General features: G+C 68.4%; 14 protein-coding genes, 1 other RNA gene and 2 pseudogenes. 4 read left to right on the top strand and 13 right to left on the bottom strand.

Annotated features, from left to right (window positions below):
- Positions 1-102: 102 nt before the first annotated feature.
- From BM365_RS14250 to mraZ, 4 genes and pseudogenes are all read right to left on the bottom strand, one after another.
- Positions 103-1812, bottom strand: a pseudogene (locus BM365_RS14250) (penicillin-binding transpeptidase domain-containing protein); the annotation flags it as partial.
- Positions 1809-2072, bottom strand: coding sequence for a cell division protein FtsL (gene ftsL, locus BM365_RS14245; RefSeq protein ID WP_093490179.1), 264 nt, complete (start codon positions 2070-2072; stop codon positions 1809-1811). The pseudogene BM365_RS14250 and the gene ftsL, both read right to left, overlap by 4 nt.
- The gene (gene rsmH / locus BM365_RS14240) at positions 2069-3037 is read right to left on the bottom strand and encodes a 16S rRNA (cytosine(1402)-N(4))-methyltransferase RsmH (protein ID WP_255412327.1); all 969 of its coding nucleotides are present in this window, start codon (positions 3035-3037) and stop codon (positions 2069-2071) included. The genes ftsL and rsmH overlap by 4 nt, the downstream gene beginning before the upstream one ends.
- Positions 3034-3480 carry a division/cell wall cluster transcriptional repressor MraZ gene (mraZ, locus tag BM365_RS14235; protein WP_056878016.1) on the bottom strand — a complete coding sequence of 149 codons (447 nt, stop codon included), beginning with the start codon at positions 3478-3480 and terminating at the stop codon, positions 3034-3036. The genes rsmH and mraZ overlap by 4 nt, the downstream gene beginning before the upstream one ends.
- A gap of 318 nt (positions 3481-3798) precedes the next feature.
- Here mraZ and BM365_RS14230 point away from each other — a divergent pair, with 318 nt between their 5' ends.
- Positions 3799-4557 carry an NRDE family protein gene (locus BM365_RS14230; protein WP_093490178.1) on the top strand — a complete coding sequence of 253 codons (759 nt, stop codon included), beginning with the start codon at positions 3799-3801 and terminating at the stop codon, positions 4555-4557.
- Positions 4558-4771: 214 nt separating this feature from the next.
- Here BM365_RS14230 and rnpB read toward each other — a convergent pair.
- The 4 genes from rnpB to rsmI form a co-directional block, all read right to left on the bottom strand.
- Positions 4772-5121, bottom strand: an RNA gene (gene rnpB, locus BM365_RS14225) — RNase P RNA component class A.
- Between the two features lie 140 nt (positions 5122-5261).
- Positions 5262-7076 (bottom strand): DUF885 domain-containing protein, encoded by a 1815-nt coding sequence (locus tag BM365_RS14220; protein WP_199186240.1) that lies wholly within the window; start codon positions 7074-7076, stop codon positions 5262-5264.
- A 103-nt stretch (positions 7077-7179) separates the two neighbouring features.
- Positions 7180-8973, bottom strand: coding sequence for a DUF885 domain-containing protein (locus tag BM365_RS14215; protein WP_199186239.1), 1794 nt, complete (start codon positions 8971-8973; stop codon positions 7180-7182).
- A 45-nt stretch (positions 8974-9018) separates the two neighbouring features.
- Positions 9019-9840: a 16S rRNA (cytidine(1402)-2'-O)-methyltransferase gene (gene rsmI / locus BM365_RS14210; RefSeq protein WP_093490176.1), complete on the bottom strand. Its 822-nt coding sequence runs from the start codon at positions 9838-9840 to the stop codon at positions 9019-9021.
- A 214-nt stretch (positions 9841-10054) separates the two neighbouring features.
- Here rsmI and BM365_RS14205 point away from each other — a divergent pair.
- Positions 10055-11320, top strand: a pseudogene (locus tag BM365_RS14205) (penicillin-binding protein activator); the annotation flags it as partial.
- The gene (locus BM365_RS14200) at positions 11310-11687 is read left to right on the top strand and encodes a YraN family protein (RefSeq protein ID WP_093490174.1); all 378 of its coding nucleotides are present in this window, start codon (positions 11310-11312) and stop codon (positions 11685-11687) included. The pseudogene BM365_RS14205 and the gene BM365_RS14200, both read left to right, overlap by 11 nt.
- A gap of 3 nt (positions 11688-11690) precedes the next feature.
- Here the strand turns inward: BM365_RS14200 and BM365_RS14195 are convergent, their stop codons facing one another.
- Positions 11691-13094, bottom strand: a complete 1404-nt coding sequence (locus tag BM365_RS14195) for an FAD/NAD(P)-binding protein (protein WP_093490173.1) — start codon at positions 13092-13094, stop codon at positions 11691-11693.
- Positions 13095-13327: 233 nt separating this feature from the next.
- Between BM365_RS14195 and BM365_RS14190 the strand changes: the two genes are divergently transcribed.
- The gene (locus BM365_RS14190) at positions 13328-14713 is read left to right on the top strand and encodes an FAD-binding oxidoreductase (RefSeq protein WP_093490172.1); all 1386 of its coding nucleotides are present in this window, start codon (positions 13328-13330) and stop codon (positions 14711-14713) included.
- A 14-nt stretch (positions 14714-14727) separates the two neighbouring features.
- Here BM365_RS14190 and thiL read toward each other — a convergent pair whose 3' ends face one another.
- From thiL to ribH, 4 genes are read right to left on the bottom strand one after another with little or no spacing between them, the layout of a single operon-like run.
- The gene (thiL, locus tag BM365_RS14185; protein WP_093490171.1) at positions 14728-15681 is read right to left on the bottom strand and encodes a thiamine-phosphate kinase; all 954 of its coding nucleotides are present in this window, start codon (positions 15679-15681) and stop codon (positions 14728-14730) included.
- Positions 15682-15688: 7 nt separating this feature from the next.
- Positions 15689-15940, bottom strand: coding sequence for a Pathogenicity locus (locus tag BM365_RS14180; RefSeq protein WP_093490170.1), 252 nt, complete (start codon positions 15938-15940; stop codon positions 15689-15691).
- A gap of 1 nt (position 15941) precedes the next feature.
- Positions 15942-16409 (bottom strand): transcription antitermination factor NusB, encoded by a 468-nt coding sequence (gene nusB, locus BM365_RS14175; RefSeq protein ID WP_056878008.1) that lies wholly within the window; start codon positions 16407-16409, stop codon positions 15942-15944.
- A 38-nt stretch (positions 16410-16447) separates the two neighbouring features.
- Positions 16448-16915, bottom strand: a complete 468-nt coding sequence (ribH, locus tag BM365_RS14170) for a 6,7-dimethyl-8-ribityllumazine synthase (protein WP_093490169.1) — start codon at positions 16913-16915, stop codon at positions 16448-16450.
- Positions 16916-16952: the final 37 nt, after the last annotated feature.

Raw genomic sequence — 16952 nt, 5'->3', positions numbered from 1 at the left:
CGGCGCGTCGAAGGCGGAAGGGTCCGTCATGTCGATGGCGTCATCCACGACCGTCGTCGGGACGGCAGCCGGCGCGACACCGCCCGGCTTCTGCGTGTTCTTGGCCTGCGCGGCGAGCCAGGTCTCGATATCGTCCGGCGGCACGTCCATCAGGCGCAGCGCACCATCCATCACGTCGTGGAATACCGGCGCGGCAACCAAGCCACCGTAATAACCGCCTTCCTGCGAATCGTTGATCACCACGACGGCGGCGAAGCGCGGATTGCTGGCCGGCACCAGGCCAGCGAAGAACGAGGCGTAGCGTCCTTTCGCGTAGCCGCCGCCGGCCGCGATGCGGGCGGTACCGGTCTTGCCCGCCACGCGATAACCCAGCACCCCGGCGCGCTTGGCGCCGCCCTGGGTCACGACGGTTTCCATCATGCCGACGACTTCGCGTGCGATCGCCGGATCCAGCACCTGGGGCGCCTCCGCACGCTGGCCCTTCACGAAGGTCGGCGTGACCAGCCTGCCGCCATTGCCCAGCGCCGAGTAGGCGCGCGCGATCTGCAGCGGCGTCACCGCCAGGCCATAGCCGTACGACATGGTCGCCTTCTGCAGGCCGTTCCAACGATCCGGCGGTGCGAGCACGCCAGCCGATTCGCCCGGAAAGCCGCTACCCGGCTTCTGTCCGTAGCCGAAGCTGTGGATGCTGTCGTAGAAGTAGGTGTTCTGCAGCTTTTCCGCGATCTTGATCGACCCGATGTTCGAACTCTTGGTGATCACACCAGTGACGGTCAGCACGCCGTTGTTACGGGGCACGTCGCGGATGGTGTAGCGGCTGTTCAACGCCATGTAGCCAGGGTTGGTGTTGATCAGCGTGGAAGGCGTCACCACGCCGGCCTTCAATGCCGTCGACACGGTCAGCGGCTTCATCGTCGAACCCGGCTCGATCATATCGGTCAGCGCGCGGTTGCGGCGCGCGTCCGGCTTCACCCGCTCGATCGCATTCGGGTTGTAAGTCGGCAGGTTGACCATCGCGAGCACTTCGCCGGTGGCGACGTCCATGATCACGATCGAGCCGCTGCTGGCCTGGTGCTCGAGCAGCGCGTTGCGCAACTCGCGGTGCGCAAGGTACTGGATGCGGCGATCGATGCTGAGCGTCAGGTCCTTGCCCGGCTGCGCAGAGCGGATCAGGTCCACGTTCTCGACGATGCGGCCGCGGTTGTCGCGGATCACCTTCTGCGCGCCCGGCGTGCCGCTCAACCATTCGTCGAAGGCCAGCTCCAGCCCTTCCTGGCCGCGGTCGTCGATGTTGGTGAAGCCCAGCACGTGGGCCATCGCCGGCCCCTGCGGATAGAAACGACGGAACTCGCGCTGCGAGAACACGCCAGGAATCTTGTGCGCCAGGATCTTCTGCGCCTCGTCCGGGTTGATCCGGCGCTTGAGGTACAGGAATTCCTTGTCGGCCTTCTGCGACAGCCGGTTGGTCAGGTGGTCGAGCGGCACGCCCAGCGCCTGAGCCAGTTCGGGCAGTCGGTCAGGCGCCTTCAGCAGTTCCTGCGGATTGCCCCACACCGATTCCACCGGCGAGGACACCGCCACCGGCTCGCCGTTGCGGTCGGTGATCATGCCGCGCGAGGTCGGGATTGGGATCTCGCGCAGGAAGCGCGCATCGCCCTGGCGCTGGTAGAAATCGTGGTTGATCAGCTGCACGTACGCCGCGCGCCCGACCAGGCTGATCGAGCACAGGCCCATGGCGCCCAGCACCAGTGCCAGGCGGCCGCGCAGGTTGAAGCGCGCGCGGTTGCGGTTCTTGGCAGGCGCGGCGTTCATGGACGCACCACCACGATGTCGGCCGCTTCCGGCGACTTCATGCCCAGGCGCACGCGGGCGATCTGGTCGATGCGGGTCGCCTCGGCGACCGTAGCCTGCTCAAGCTGCAGGCGACCGAATTCGACGTTCAGTTCGTCGCGCGCGCGCTCCAGCCGCGTCACCTCGTCGAACAGCACGCGGTGGCGATGGCGCGCATAGACCACCCCGATCGCCGAAGCGATGCTGGCCAACACCAGGACGACGAGCAGGAAGCGCGTCATGCCGCGACCTCCAGCTTCTCGGCCACGCGCAGCACCGCGCTGCGGGCGCGCGGATTCGCCGACACCTCGTCGGGCTCGCCCTTCTGGCCGCTGCCGATGGCGCGCAGCGTGGGTACGAAGTGCACCGCGACGGGCAGACGGCGGTTGGCCGGCGGCGCCTTCGCGTGCTTGTTGATGAACTGCTTGACGATGCGGTCTTCCAACGAGTGGAAGCTGATGACGGCGAGCCGGCCACCGACCTTGAGTCGCGCCAGCGCGGCATCGAGACCGGCCTCCAGGTCCGCCAGTTCGCGGTTGATGTGGATGCGGATGCCCTGGAAGCTGCGCGTGGCCGGGTGGATCTTCTCGCCGCGCGGCATCACCGATGCGATCACCGCGGCCAGGTCGCCGGTGCGGGTGAACGGTTGGGTGGCACGGCGGGCGACGATGGCGCGCGCGATGCGGCGGCTCTGCTTTTCCTCGCCATAGGTCCACAGCACGTCGGCGATCTCGCGCTCGTCGGCGCGTGCGATCCACGCCGCTGCGCTCTCGCCGGACTCGGGGTCCATGCGCATGTCCAGCGGGCCATCCTTGCCGAAGCTGAAGCCGCGCTCGGCGACGTCCAGCTGCGGCGACGACACACCCAGGTCCAGCAGCACGCCGTCCAGGCCGCCTGCGGTTTCGTCCCATTGGGCCAGGGACGCGAAGCTGCCACGGAAGATCGACACGCGCGCATCGCCCGCGAACGTCTGTTCGGCATGCGCGATCGCTTCGGGATCCTTGTCCATCAACAGCAGCCGGCCTCCCGGGCCGAGTTGTTGCAGCACGCCGCGCGCGTGGCCTCCGCGCCCGAAGGTGCCGTCCAGGTACGTTCCGTCCTCTTTCACCTGCAGCCCTTCCATGACCTGCGTGTACAACACCGGCAAGTGCAGCGCTGGGAGGTGACCGGCCGGCGCGGACTGCCGCTTGCCGTCACCCGTCCTCACAAGCGCAGCTCGAGCATGTGTGCGCTCAGATCGTCGTCAGTGAGGGTCTGACGGATCTGCGCGTGGTGCGCCTGCTCGCTCCAGAGCTCGAACTTCTCGCCCATGCCCAGCAGCACGGCTTTCTTCTCGATACCCACCGCGCTGCGGTGGCTGGCGGGGATGCTGATGCGGCCGTTGCCATCCAGCTCCACCGGAGAAGCCGCGCCGATCAGTTTCAATTGCAGGCTGCGATGGGCGCGCTGGGTGCTGGGCAGCTTGTTGACGTCGTCGCGGACGCGCTGCCAGACCTTCTCGGGGTACAGGTAGAGGCTGCCGGCTTCGAACGGGTTGTAGGTGATCACCAGGCGGTTGCCGCAGTCGCGCGCGACGACATCGCGGTACGCGGTGGGCACCGCGAGCCGTCCCTTGTCGTCCACTGTGATGGCGGTCTCACCTTGAAACACAACCCCTGCCCTTCGATCTGCCGCTGGACGGTCATTGAACCACGAAAAACCACTAAAACCCGGGTTTTCCCTCTGCTACCCACCTTAGCACCGCGCACAGGGTTGTCAACAGGAAACCGAAGGGGAAATCGCTTGGCGGATCAATGGCTTGCAGCGAACTTCAGAGACTTGTTCAAACCTTATCCACAAGTCGCTGTTTCGTCTCAAATTTTAAGATTTGGCGATGATTCAGTGAGGTGACCGTCGCTTCACATGACGCACCTGTTGTCGGGGGCGCGCGGAGTGGAAGTGCGCAGACCGGGGGTCCAGAATCGGGGCATGTGCCTGGTCGCGCTCGCCTGGAATGTCCACCCCCGCTGGCGGCTTGTGCTGGCCGGAAATCGGGACGAATTCCATGGTCGCCCCACGGCAGGGCTGGCCGCCTGGACGGAACCGGCGGACATCCTGGCCGGCCGCGATCTGCAATCGGGGGGCACCTGGGCCGGCACCGACCGGCAGGGCCGGGTTGCGGTGGTGACCAATGTGCGGGACCCCGCCATCGTCGTCCCCGGCGCACCCTCCCGGGGCCAGCTCGCAACCGGATTCCTGGCCTCGCCCGATGGCGCCGACCATCGCACCGCGGGCTTACTGGTGGCGGCGGAGTCCTTCGCCCCCTTCAACCTGGTGCTGGCCGACGCGACGACCTGCGAGTACCTCAGCAACTACCCCACACCTCGCCGCATTCCGTTGGCACCGGGCCTGCACGGGCTCTCCAATGGCGACCTCGACGAGCCCTGGCCCAAAACGGTGGCACTGAAGGCGCGGCTCGCGGCATGGGTCGCCGCCGGCGATGACGATGTCGATCCGCTATGGAAGGCGTTGGCGGACGAAACACCCGCACCCGACGACCACCTTCCCGATACCGGCGTAGGACTTGAACTCGAACGCAGGCTCTCGCCCGCCTTCATCCGCGATGCTCGCTACGGCACCCGTGCGAGCACGCTCATTGCGATCGACCACGCGGGCCATGGCTGGATCAGCGAGCGGCGTTTCGGTCCGGACGGCGTGTTCGAGGGCGAGACGACGTTGCGGATCTAAACTGGCGCGTAGCCAGCGCTATCGAAGCAGGAGGCTCGCCGTCGCGACTTACGTCGCTCCTACAGGGAACCCTGTGATCGCTCGCCTTTATCCGCCTCCTGAGTCAGGGGGCGGCGAGCGCAGCGCGCGAGCGGGGGTGGCAACAAAGACCTGGGGCCCAAAGTTCGCAACGCGAACTTTGGGAGCTTCAACGCGCTTCGCGCGTTGAAGCTGGCGGCGGAGCCGGCCGGTAAGCCGGGTTCTGTCGTGGACAGTCATTCCTCTAGGCGCAACGTCACCATTACGCTCAAGCAACCTACCCGGAGACACTGCGGGCCGCAGCATAGCCTCCCTATTTGGTCTTGCTCCCGGTGGGGTTTGCCGTGCCGGTCCGTTGCCGGACTCGCGGTGCGCTCTTACCGCACCATTTCACCCTTGCCGTCCTGCCGAAGCAGTCTTAGGCGGTATCTTTCTGTTGCACTTTCCGTCGGCTCGCGCCGCCCAGGCGTTACCTGGCACCGTGCCCTGTGGAGCCCGGACTTTCCTCGGCATTGTTTCCAATGACGCGACTGTCTGGCCGACTCCGCCGACGCGCATTCTACGGCTTCGCCGTCGAATACCCCAATGTCTGCTGCGCAGATATCGGGCACCGCTGCGCACGTCCACACCCCCATGCGCGCCAAAGGCGCGAATCGCCCCCTGACTCAGGGGGCTGGCCCCGCGCCCTATAGCGCTTTGCGCGGCGCTCCGGTGATCCCCGCCATCAGCGCCGCTGCACCACCGAGGACGTCCATCGGAAGCGGCCCGGACGCCAGGATGAAGTCGTTGTAGACGCGCGTGTCGAACCGCGCCCCCAAGCGCTGCCGCGCTTTCTCGCGCGAAGCAACGATCTGCTGCTTGCCGACCATGAAACTGCAAGCCTGCCCCGGGTAGACGCAATAGCGGTCGATCTCGCGCTCGGCGGCGTCGCGATGTTCGCCGGCGTTGGCCACCATCCAGTCGATGGCCTGCTGGCGGGTCCAACGCGCGTGATGGATGCCGGTGTCCACCACCACGCGGCAGGCGCGGAACAGTTGGCCTTGCAGGTAACCGATGCGGCCGACCGGATCGCCGTCATAGGCACCGAGCTCATCCGCCAGTTGTTCGGCATACAGGGCCCAGCCCTCGGTCCAGGCCGAAAAACGCACCGACCGCCGGAACAGCGACAGTCCGCCTGCCTCGCGCAGGACGCTGTCCTGGAAATGGTGCCCGGGTATCCCCTCATGGTGCAGCAGGGTCGGGATGCGCCACAGGGCGTTCTCCGCGACCGAGCGCAGGTTGAGGTAGATGGTCGAGGGTTGGGCGGGATTGCTGCTGGCGCTGTAGAAAGCGCCCGGCGCGCCGTCCTGGATCGCGGGCGAGATGCGCTGCACTTCGACCGGTCGATCCGGAATCACGTGGAAACCACGCGGCAGCAGGCCCTTGATCCGATCCAGGTGTGCGCTGGCGTAGTCGATGATCGCCTGGCGTCCCGCTTCCGTATCCGGCTTGAGGAAGCGCGGGTCGCGATCCAGGGCGGCCATGCGCTCACCTACCGATCCGCTTGCCAAGCCCTGCGCACGCAGCAGCTGATCGATCTCCGCAGACAGTTCCTTTACCCAGGCCAGGCCGAGTTGATGCAGGTCCCCCGGCGCATGGCTGGCCGTGGTGTTCGAATGCAGAGCCGAAGCGTAGTAGGCCTCGCCGTCGGGCTTGGCCCAGATGCCCGCCCGATCGTCGGCGCGGGGCAGCAAGGCCGCGAGTGCCTCACTCTGCCGTTGCAGGGCAGGAACGATACGCCCGACGAAGATCGCGGAGGCGCGACTGTCCAGATCGGCAATCCCGGCATCGCGTGCACGCGCGAGCGCCGACGTCGTCAGTGCATTGCCGTTCGGCGCGGCATCGCGCAAGGTCGCGAGCTGCTTCAGGGTCTTGGCCAGAATGAAATCCGGCGGGATGACACCCAGACCTGCGTCGTGCTGGATCTGTTCGGTCTCCTGGTCCAGGGCGACAGCGAACTGGCCCAGCCTGTCCAGATAGCGGTCGGCATCCGCCGCGTCCTTCATGGGCGAGCGTCCGCCGATATCCTCCGGCAGCCAGAAGTAGGCACCGTTCATCTGGCTGACGACGTAAGGGCTGGGTCGCAGGTTGATGTCGGAAAAGCCGTAGCGCCCGTACTGGTCCGCCATGGCCTCGTAAACGAAGCGGGCCGTGTCGTAGTCCAGGGCCGCAGCGGCCGAAAGTGCGGCACGGTCGATCCCGCCCAGTTCGTCCAGGCGCCGCACCGTCGCCTGTCGGTGACGCGCGCGTGCGGCCAGCGAATAGTCGGCCAGACGATCCGGCCCACCCTCCTCTGCCTTCAGGGCCTGGGCATGGCGTTCCAGTAGGTCCGCCAGGCGGACGTCCTCGGCTGGCGCAGCCCCCGTCGTGTCGGAGACAGGATTCGAACCGGCCATGCGCGCGGCCAGGGGCCACGTCATGCCGAGCGCCACGGCGCCGACCAGCAGTTCACGACGACGCATCAGGTGCACCTCCAAAGCAAGGCGTCTTGAGCCTCGAGTGCCGAGAGGCCGGAACGCAGAATGAGATCACGCAATCTCTCCGAACAGGACGCGCGCCCAAGACCTACTGCGCCCCCTCGCTCGACATCAGCCAGCGGTCGATCTTGGCTTCCAGCACATCCAGCGGCAGGGCACCGGTGTCCAGCACCTGGTCGTGGAAACGCCGGATGTCGAAATCCGGGCCCAAGCGCTCGGTCGCGCGGCGCCGGAGCTCCTGGAACTTCAGCTCACCCACCTTGTAGGCGCAGGCCTGGCCCGGATTGGTGATGTAGCGATCGATCTCGACCGCCACGTCGCGCGGTGCCATGGAGGTGTTGGCCAGCATGTAGTCGATCGCGCGTTGACGGTCCCAGTGCAGGGCGTGGAGACCGGTGTCCACCACCAGGCGCACGGCGCGCAGCATCTCCATGTCCAGGTGGCCGAACCACTGGTAGGGATCGGTGAACATGCCCAGTTCCTGGCCCAGGGATTCGGCATACAGGCCCCAGCCCTCGGTGTAGGCGGTGGCCGGCACCTGGCCGAAACGCAACAGCTCCGGCAGGCTCTCGTCCTCCTGGACCAGCGAAATCTGGTAGTGGTGGCCCGGCACGCCTTCGTGCAGTTGCAACGTCTCCAGGGTCGGGATGGGACGCGTGTTCAACATGGCCATGTTGAAGTACAGGACGCCGGGCTCCGACGCGTCCGGCGGACCGGCGCGGTAGTAGCCCGTGCCCCTCTGGTCTCCCAGCGCCGGCAGCGGACGCAGCTCGAATTCGGCACGCGGACGACGCGAGAACAGTTCAGGCATCCGCTCCCAGACCTTTTTCTCGATGCGTTCGAAGTGGTCGATGAGGTCTTCCGGTTTGGAATAGTAGAACCGGGGCCCGGTGCGGACGTGTTCGAAGAAGGCCGGCAGGTCGCCGTCGAAGCCGGTCGCCTGGCGCGCCTGTTCCATCGCGGCGCGGATCCTGGCCACTTCAGCCACGCCGAGCTGGTGGATCTGCTGCGCGCTCATCTTCGTGGTGGTGTGTTGGGCCAGCAGGGACGCATAGACCCGCTCGCCGTCCTTCATCGCCCACAGGCCTGCGCCATCGGTGGCGCCCGGCAGATAGCGTTCGCGCAGGAACGTGCGCCATCGCTCGTAGGCCGGAGTGGCGCGACCTTCGATGGCCTGGCGATACGCGGCCTCCAGGCGGCTGCGGTCTGCCGCTCCGATGGCGTCAGGGAAACGCGTCACCGGGGAGTAGAAGGGATTTTCCTCGACCGGCAGCTTCAGGAAGGCCTCGACCTGCCCCAGGACGTTGTTCACCACCACCTTGGGCGGGTGATAGCCCTGGGCCATGCCCTGCTCCATCCGATCCACCGTGCGGTCCATGAAGTCGGCGAAGCCCCCGAGCTGGGCCAGCCCCACTTCGTAGTCTTCGACCGTCTTGAAGCGCGCGCCCGACAGGTAGTCGGGGAACTCGACGTGCAAACCGAAGGAGGCGTTCAACGGCACCAGGTTACGGATCGCATGGATGCCGCTGTCGATTTCGCCGAGCGCCTGCTCGGCCTGGTAGCGGAACGCGTCGTAGGCGATCTGGTCCTTCTCGGCCAGGGAGGCGCGGTCTATGCCGGCCAGGCCCGACAGTTCGGCCCGCTTGTTCGTCGCCAGCTGCCGGGCAAAGGCCTCGCTCTGGGGGTCGACGAAAACGGCCCCGGTCGGGGGCAGGCCGCGCTCGGCGAGACGCAGTGGATTCAGCGCGTCATCGGCCTTCTGGCTCTCCGCCACCAGCCGGCCAAAACGCGCACGGGCGTCGGGCTGGGTCCACGCGATCGCAGCGGGCGATACAGCCACCACGACCAGCATCGCGACAGCGGCCATGAGCCGTTCACGCATTCTCATCTTCATCCCCTTGCATTCGAGGCCAGCCAACACGGCCCACTACCGCGCGCCATACAACTCCTTCCTCGGCGCGCCGGTGATCTCGGCAGCGAGCTTGGCGGCGGCCGACGGCGGCAGGTGGGCGTTGAGCAGCGCGTAGACGCGACGACCCTCGGCGAGCTGCGCCGTCTCGTCGTCCGGCGCGCCCTGCACCATGACGACAAACTCGCCCTTGCGCTGGTTGTCGTCGGCGTCGACACGCGCCTGCAGGTCGGCCAGGGTGCCGTCGAGGACGGTTTCGAATAGTTTGGTCAGTTCGCGCGCCAGCACGGCCGGCCGGTCGTCGCCGAACGCGGCGCGCATGTCCGCCAGCGACTCCGCGATGCGGTGCGAGGACTCGTAGAACACCAGCGTACGGGCTTCACCTGCCAGGCGCTGCAGTTGCTCGCGTCGCGCGGACGCCTTCGCCGGCAGGAAGCCTTCGAACGTGAAGCGGTCGCTCGGCAACCCCGCCACGCTCAAGGCCGCGATGGCGGCGCAGGCGCCGGGCAACGGGCTGACCTTGATCCCGGCCGCGCGCGCGGCGCGCACCAGGCGGAACCCGGGGTCGCTGACCAGCGGCGTGCCGGCGTCGCTGACCAGCGCCAGCGCATCGCCCGCCTGCAGGCGTTCGACGATCCGCTGCGCCAGGGCGTCCTCGTTGTGTTCATGCAGCGCCACCAGCGGCGTGGAGACGCCGAAGTGCGCCAGCAACTGGCCGCTCCGCCGCGTGTCTTCGGCGCAGATGGCGGCGACCGAGCGCAGCACCTCCAGCGCACGTGGGGTCAGGTCGCCCAGGTTGCCGATCGGGGTGGCGACGATGAACAGGGTTCCGGCGGGCATTCCAGTGGGGTTCCTTGGCTGAGGGTAGAATCGTAGCCGGTTCCCCTGCCTGAAGCCGACGATGCCCATGGACCTGCACGATGCCCGCACGATCTCCACTCGCGTGCGCCTAGGACGGACCCTCGCCGCGCTGATGCTCGCCTTCGTGCTGGTCAGTTGCGCCACCACGTCGGGAACGGGACCGGCCACCTCGACGGCTCGCGTCTCGCCCGCGTTCGCCAGCGCCGCCACGCTCGCCCGCCAGGACGGTGCGCTCAGTGGCCAGGCCCGCAGCGACAACGCACGCGAGATCGATCGCCTGCTCGGCACGCTCGACGACGCCACGCTCGCCCGCGATGCCGCCACGCTGCCGGCCGGCGACCCGCTGTACAACTTCGCCGGGCGCGCGCTGCAGCGCCGCGGCCTGCCCCTGCCGCGCCCGTTCGATCGCGGCAACCAATGGCATTTCGATGCCGGCAACCGCCCTGTCGCGGATGCGGACGGCTATCGCCCGCCGATGAAGCTGGCCGTGCTGCTGCCGCTGTCGGGCAACCTGGCCACCGCGGCCGCACCGGTGCGCGACGGACTGCTGGCCGGCTACTACGGCGAGCGTCGCCGCCGTCCTGAGATCCAGTTCTACGACACCACCGGCACCGCCGCCGGCGCAACGGCGGCGTATGCGCGCGCCGCCGCGGAAGGTGCGGACTTCGTGGTCGGCCCGCTGGGTCGCGATGAAGTGAGCGCCTTGTTCCAGCAACCCAATCTCGCGGTGCCGATGCTGGTGCTCAACCGCGGCACCGTGCCGCCGCCTGATGGCAAGGCCGGCTTCTCGCTGGCGCCGGAAGACGACGGCATCGCCGCCGCCGAGTACGTGCGCGCGCGCGAGCGCAAGACCGTGCTGATCATCGAAGGCAGCGACGACAACGGCCGTCGCGCCTCGCAGGCGTTCCGCGAACGTTTCGTCGAACGCGGCGGCAAGGTCGCACGCGTGATCAGCGTGCCCGAGACCCCGGGCGACCTGTCCGCTCCGCTCGCCGCCGCCGCGCAGGAAGGCGTGGATGCCGTGTTCCTGGCGGTGCGTGGCGCTACCGCGCGCAGCCTGACGCCGCAGCTCGCGCTGGCCGGTCTGGGCGGCAAGACCCGCGTGGGGACTTCACAGCTGACCTCAGGCACCGGCAAGGCCGAAGACGACGCAGCGCTGGACGGCATCGTGTTCCCCACCGAGACCTGGACCTCGCGCGGCGTACCCGCGTTGCCGGCGGCGAGCATGACCGGCGAACGCGTGCCGACGGCGCGTGGCCCGGCCGCCCGCCTGTTCGCCTTCGGCTACGACGCCTGGTTGTTGACGGCGTATCTGGAAAAGCTCGCACTGGGCGCCAACACCGACATCCGCGGTGCCACCGGCCGCCTGCAACTCGATGGTTTCGGCAACGTCGTGCGCGCGCCGTCGTGGTCGACCTTCAGCGGCGGCCAGGCCGTGCCCGTCGCGGATGGCGGCTGACCGCCGTACCGACGGGCGCACGGCCGAAATCGCGGCCCGCGCCCTGCTGCTGAAGGCAGGCCTTACCGAGATCGCCGCGAACGTGAGCTACCGCGGCGGTGAACTAGACCTGGTAATGCTCGACGGCAGCGCAACCGTGGTGTTCGTCGAAGTCCGCTACCGGCGCTCGCGCGCCTTCGGCGGGGGTGCGGCATCGGTCGACACGGGCAAGCGCCGCAGGTTGATCCATGCGGCACTGCGTTTCCTGCAGGACCACCCGAAGTACGCCAACGCACCGTGCCGGTTCGATGTGGTCGACGCCGACGGCGATCCCGCCGCGCCGCGCCTGGAGTGGATCCGCGACGCGTTCCGCGCTGACGACGCCTGATTTCTACAAGCCGGCGGAAAGGGCGAGCTCCCGCGCCACCGCACCGCGCCGTGCAACGCCTGCGCACGGGGTTTCCTGCAGCCGCGACGCCAGCGCCGCCGCCGCGGCGCGCAGCTCGGGGACGGCCGTGATTTCCCACAGCTGCCCACGCAACAGCGGGCCGAGGCAGAACAGCCCGCGCACGACGTCGCCCTGACGGTCGCGCACCTGCAGGTCGTCGCCCGCCTGCACGCCGAGGCCATGCGGATCCGCCGCCAGCAGGCCTGCGTCGACCAGGTGCGAAACCAAGGGGTGCGTGCTGCGGACGATGTCGGTATCGAGTCCGGTCGCGCGGATGATGCAGTCGTACTGTTCGACATCGACACGGTCCTGGCCACGCCCCCGCAGCAGCACCTCCGCGCCCTGCGCGCGCAGGCCGGCGCGCAGCAGGCGGGCAGCGCGCACGCGCAGCTGTCCACTCGCCTGCAGCGCGGCCAGGGTATCGGCGACGCGCGGCGCAATGCGATGGCGCGCCACTTCCCAGTACGAACGCAGGTGGCGCAGGAAGCGCGCACGTTCGCCTGCAGGCAGGCTGCGCCAGAACGCCTGGGTGTGCGGTCGCAGCGCATCCACGACGCTGCGCCAGTCCGGCGCCACACGCACAACCGAACGCACCGCCGCGAGCAGCCCACGCACGCTGCGCCCGCGCAGGGCGATCTGCACGCTGGGAGGCAGCTCGATCGCCTCGCCCGGCCTCGCCGCATGCGCCTGGGGCAGCAGCCCGTGTCGAGAGATCGCGGTCAGCGCGCCACGATGCCCGCGCGCAACGAGCGTGGCCGCCACGTCGGCCATCGTCAGGCCAGTGCCGACGATCAGCACACGCGCATCGGCGGGAATACGATCCAGCGCATCGTCCTGCCATGGCCAGCCGATGTAGCGTGCGCTATGCGCCAGTCGCGGGCCGATGCCGGCCAACCGTTGCGGCGGCAGCGCACCGACGGCGAGCACCACGCGATCGCTGGCGAAATAGCCGCCATCGTCCAGATGCACGCGGAAGCCGTCGCCGACGCGACTGACCGCGATGGCCTCCTGCCGCACCAGCGACAGGTTCCCCGCCGTTTCGTTGGCCTCACGCAGGCGTTCCGCAAGATAGTCGCCGTACGCGACGCGCGGCAGGAATTCGTCCTTGCCCCGTTCGCCCAGGCTCAACCAGCGCGCGAAGCCGCCGGCATCGTCGTACTGCGCACCGAGATGTCCCGCCCGCACGTTCAGCAGATGCTCGGGGCGCGCCTCGCCATACGCGACGCCGCGCGCAAACGTCTCGTCCACACCGACCAGGCAGACGTCCGGCGCGCCGGCGTCGGTCGATGCCAGCAAGGTCGCCAGCGTACTGCCGCTGAAACCCGCTCCCACGATGGTGATGCGCATGGTGTCTCTCCGGTCGGTTGGGCCGGCGTTTTCTATCAGGCGTGTTCGCGATGGTTGTAAGGAATCGGTTAGCGCGGCCGTGTCGAATGACGACGCAGGGCACGTACTTCCCTGCATCCGTTGATTTACCGGGCCTGACGCGCCATCGCGCGCGAACATGGCGATCCGGCATCAACACATGCCGCGACAGCATCAATGCAGGACGCCGCGCGACGAATCCGTAGAATGCACGCATGGATGCAACGCTGCCCCCCGACCTGCACACCGCGATGTCGGCCCGCCTGGGCGATGGCTGGCTGACCGGCGATGCCTGCCGTCCGTTCGGCGGCGATGATTCGCGCCGATGGGCGATGCCTGCCGCCGTCGCATTGCCGCGCACACCCGACGATGTGGTCGCGCTGGTGCGCGCATGCCGCCTGCAAGGCGTGCCGATCATTGCGCGCGGGGCCGGCACTGGCACCACCGGGGCGGCAGTGCCCACGCAGGGCGGCGTGGTGGTGTCGTTTTCGCGGATGAACCGCATTCTTGACGTGCGCGCAGCCGATCGCTGCGTGGTGGTGGAACCTGGCGTGGTGAATGGCGAGCTGCAGCAGGCGCTGATGCCGCATGGCCTGTTCTGGCCGCCGGACCCGTCCAGCGCGGACCTTTGCAGTGTGGGCGGCAACCTTGCGACCAACGCCGGGGGGCCACGCGCGGTGAAGTACGGCACCGCGCGCGACAATGTCCTGGGCCTGGTCGCGGTGACAGGCGCCGGCGAGTTGATCCAGTGCGGCGGCGCGTACACGAAGGATGCGACCGGCTACGACCTCACCCATCTGCTCGTGGGCAGCGAAGGGACGTTGGCCTTGATCGTCGAAGCGACGCTGAAGCTCGCGCCCCGTGCACGCGCGCAAGCCGGGTTGCGCGTGCTGTATCGCGACGCCGCCACCGCCGCGGCGGCGGTCTCGCGGATCATGGCGCGGCCGGCGACGCCGGCAATGCTCGAGTTCATGGATCGCAGCGCTATTGCGCTGATCCGCCGCAATGGCAGCGACGTGCCCGACGCGGGCGCGATGTTGCTGGTCGAGGCCGATGGCGACGACGACACGCTGCCCTATGCATTGCAGGCATTGGCCGAGGCGGCGGAAGGCGACGGCATGATCGCGCTGGATGTCGCGACCGACGGCGGCGCGCGCGACCGGCTTTGGGCCGCGCGCCGCGCACTGTCGCCGGCGCTGCGCACGATCAAGCCCGGCAAGATCAACGAGGATGTGGTGGTGCCCGTATCGCGCATCCCCGACCTGGTCGCCGCCATGGAAGCGCTGTCGCATGAGGTGGATCTTCCGGTCGTCGTGTTCGGCCATGCCGGCAACGGCAACCTGCACGTCAACCTCATGTACGACGACAGCGATGCCGCCGAGACAGCGCGCGCGCACGCCGCATTGCCGAAGATCTTCATGCAGGTGCTGGCGCTCGGCGGCACGCTGTCGGGCGAGCACGGCATCGGCCTGAGTAAGCGCGATTTCATGGCCGACGCGTTCACCACCGCCACGCTGGATGCGATGCGCGCGGTGAAGGCGGCGCTGGACCCGGATGGCATCCTCAATCCGGGTAAGGTATTACCGCCACGCCAGGGTTGAATGCGGGAGCGCCGCTAGACGCTGTCGAAGTGGTCGTAGCCCCGTCGCACCGGCTGCCAGGGTTGCCCATCACGCCTTAGCGCTTGCACCGCTTCGCCTTCCACGATGTAACCGATGCGCGTCATCGGCAGGTCGAGCTGCGACGCCAGCGCGAGGATGCGCTCGCGTTCTTCAATGGGCGCGGTGAAGCACAGCTCGTAGTCATCGCCACCACCGGCTTGCAGCGCGATGCGATCCGCTTCGCTGACGGCATTCCGCAGTGCGTCGGAGGCGGGAAGCGCTTCGACGTCGACACGGGCCCCGACGTTGCTGCGCGCACACACATGGCCGAGGTCGGCGAGCAGTCCATCGGAAACATCGACGCACGCGGTCGCGATGCCGACCAGGGCACGGCCGGCGTCAACGCGCGGCGTCGGACGATCCAGACGGCCACGCAACAGGAGTGAAGAGGGACGCTCCAGGTGAGCGAGACCACCGGCGGCATCCCCGAGCGTGCCGGTGACCCAGACGTCGTCGCCAACGCGCGCACCGTCTCGACGCAAGGCGCGACCGGGCGCGACCAGGCCCATCGCGGTCACCGACACCGACAGCGGCCCGCGCGTGGTGTCGCCGCCGATGAGCGCGATGCCCTGCCGCGCGGCGAGCACGAGGAAGCCATCGAGGAATGCATCGATCCACGTCGGGTCGGACTGCGGCAACGACAGCGACAGCGTGCACCAGGCGGGTTCCGCGCCCATCGCCGCCAGGTCGGAGAGATTCACCGCCAGCGCTTTCCAACCGATATCGGCTGGCAAGGTGCCTTCCGGGAAATGCACGCCGATGTTCAACGTATCGGCGGTGACGACCAGCTGCCTGTCCGGCGGAGGGGCCAGCAAGGCGGCGTCGTCGCCGATGCCGAGCACGATGTCGTCGCGTGTGCCAACACGCGCGCGGATGCGGGCGATCAGGTCGAATTCGCCGGCGCCCATGGCCGTCTCAGGCGCGCAAGCGCGCCAGGTCGATGGCGGCCTGCACCGCCCCGCGGGCCTGCGGGCTGTTCTTCCAGCATGAGGAGCCGGTCAATCCGGCCGCGCTGTTGACGATTTCGGACGCATCCGCGGCGGCCAGCTGGCGCAGCGAGGCGATGCCCATCTCCTCGAGCCGCTGGACAACGGTGGTGCCGACGCCCTTCACGGCGAGCAACGCCGCGCGTTCTTCCTCGTCAAAGCGTGCGTTGCCGCCCGCCATGTCAGCGCCGCGCCTGCGCCTCGGCCGGGCGCCAGTCGACGGCGGCATGGTCGAGCACGCCGTTGACGTAGGTGTGGCCATGTTCGGCGCCGAAACGCTTGGTCGTTTCGATGGCCTCGTTGATGACCACGCGGTACGGCACGTCCAGGCGATGGATCAGTTCGTAAGCGGCGATGCGCAGCACGGCACGTTCGATGGGGTCGACTTCTTCGACGGCACGGTCGAGGAAGGGCAGCAGCGCCTCGTCCAGCGACGCGCGGTGCCGCACGACGCCCCGCACCAGGTCCTCGAAATACTCGAGGTCGGCGATCTCGTGCGCTTGTTCGTGCGCGAACTGCGCGATCACCTGGCCGACCTCGCCCCCCGACATCTGCCACGCGTAGACGGCTTGCAAGGCGCGACGGCGGGCGCGCGCACGGGTGACCGGATCGACGCCGTCCTTGCGGTTGGAATGGGGATGTCGGCTCACGGTGGCTCCTGTGCTGCGTGTTCGTTACGTTCGGAAGATCAGGACAGCTGCGCGAGCAGGTGCGCCATCTCGATGGCGGCCAGCGCCGCTTCTTCACCCTTGTTGCCGTGGCTGCCACCGGCGCGCGCTTCCGCATCCTCAATGCGTTCCACCGCCAGCACGCCGTTCAGCACGGGCACGCCGGTATCCAGTTGCACGCGCATCAGGCCTTCGGCACAGCGATCGGCGACATGCTCGTAGTGGCGCGTGTCGCCACGGATCACGCAACCCAAGGCGATGATCGCCGCGTGCTTGCTGCCTGCTGCAAGACGCGCGGCGGCGACGGGGATTTCCCAGGCACCGGGCACGCGGACCACGTCGACGGATGCCTCGCCCACGCCATTGCCGGCCAGGCTCTGGCGCGCACCGGCCACCAGCACATCGGTGATGCGCGGGTTCCAGCGGCTGGCGATGATCGCGAAGCGGGCGCCGTCGGGCGCGCGCAGATCGCCTTCGTAGTGGGACATGGCGGGTTCCTTGGGGGTGGGCAAGTCTACCAGCCGG

This window comes from Pseudoxanthomonas sp. YR558, assembly GCF_900116385.1.
Lineage (GTDB): Bacteria > Pseudomonadota > Gammaproteobacteria > Xanthomonadales > Xanthomonadaceae > Pseudoxanthomonas_A.
This window is presented reverse-complemented; position numbering and strand designations above follow the sequence as displayed.

What these genes read in the sequence shown, in the direction of transcription:
- ribH (WP_093490169.1), bottom strand. Translation starts at nt 16,915, where the DNA reads ATGTCCCACTACGAAGGCGATCTGCGCGCGCCCGACGGCGCCCGCTTC.
- BM365_RS14200 (WP_093490174.1), top strand. Translation starts at nt 11,310, where the DNA reads ATGGCGGCTGACCGCCGTACCGACGGGCGCACGGCCGAAATCGCGGCC.
- BM365_RS14215 (WP_199186239.1), bottom strand. Translation starts at nt 8,973, where the DNA reads ATGCGTGAACGGCTCATGGCCGCTGTCGCGATGCTGGTCGTGGTGGCT.
- BM365_RS14180 (WP_093490170.1), bottom strand. Translation starts at nt 15,940, where the DNA reads ATGGCGGGCGGCAACGCACGCTTTGACGAGGAAGAACGCGCGGCGTTG.
- BM365_RS14230 (WP_093490178.1), top strand. Translation starts at nt 3,799, where the DNA reads ATGTGCCTGGTCGCGCTCGCCTGGAATGTCCACCCCCGCTGGCGGCTT.
- thiL (WP_093490171.1), bottom strand. Translation starts at nt 15,681, where the DNA reads ATGGGCGCCGGCGAATTCGACCTGATCGCCCGCATCCGCGCGCGTGTT.
- BM365_RS14195 (WP_093490173.1), bottom strand. Translation starts at nt 13,094, where the DNA reads ATGCGCATCACCATCGTGGGAGCGGGTTTCAGCGGCAGTACGCTGGCG.
- ftsL (WP_093490179.1), bottom strand. Translation starts at nt 2,072, where the DNA reads ATGACGCGCTTCCTGCTCGTCGTCCTGGTGTTGGCCAGCATCGCTTCG.
- BM365_RS14190 (WP_093490172.1), top strand. Translation starts at nt 13,328, where the DNA reads ATGGATGCAACGCTGCCCCCCGACCTGCACACCGCGATGTCGGCCCGC.
- BM365_RS14220 (WP_199186240.1), bottom strand. Translation starts at nt 7,076, where the DNA reads ATGCGTCGTCGTGAACTGCTGGTCGGCGCCGTGGCGCTCGGCATGACG.
- rsmI (WP_093490176.1), bottom strand. Translation starts at nt 9,840, where the DNA reads ATGCCCGCCGGAACCCTGTTCATCGTCGCCACCCCGATCGGCAACCTG.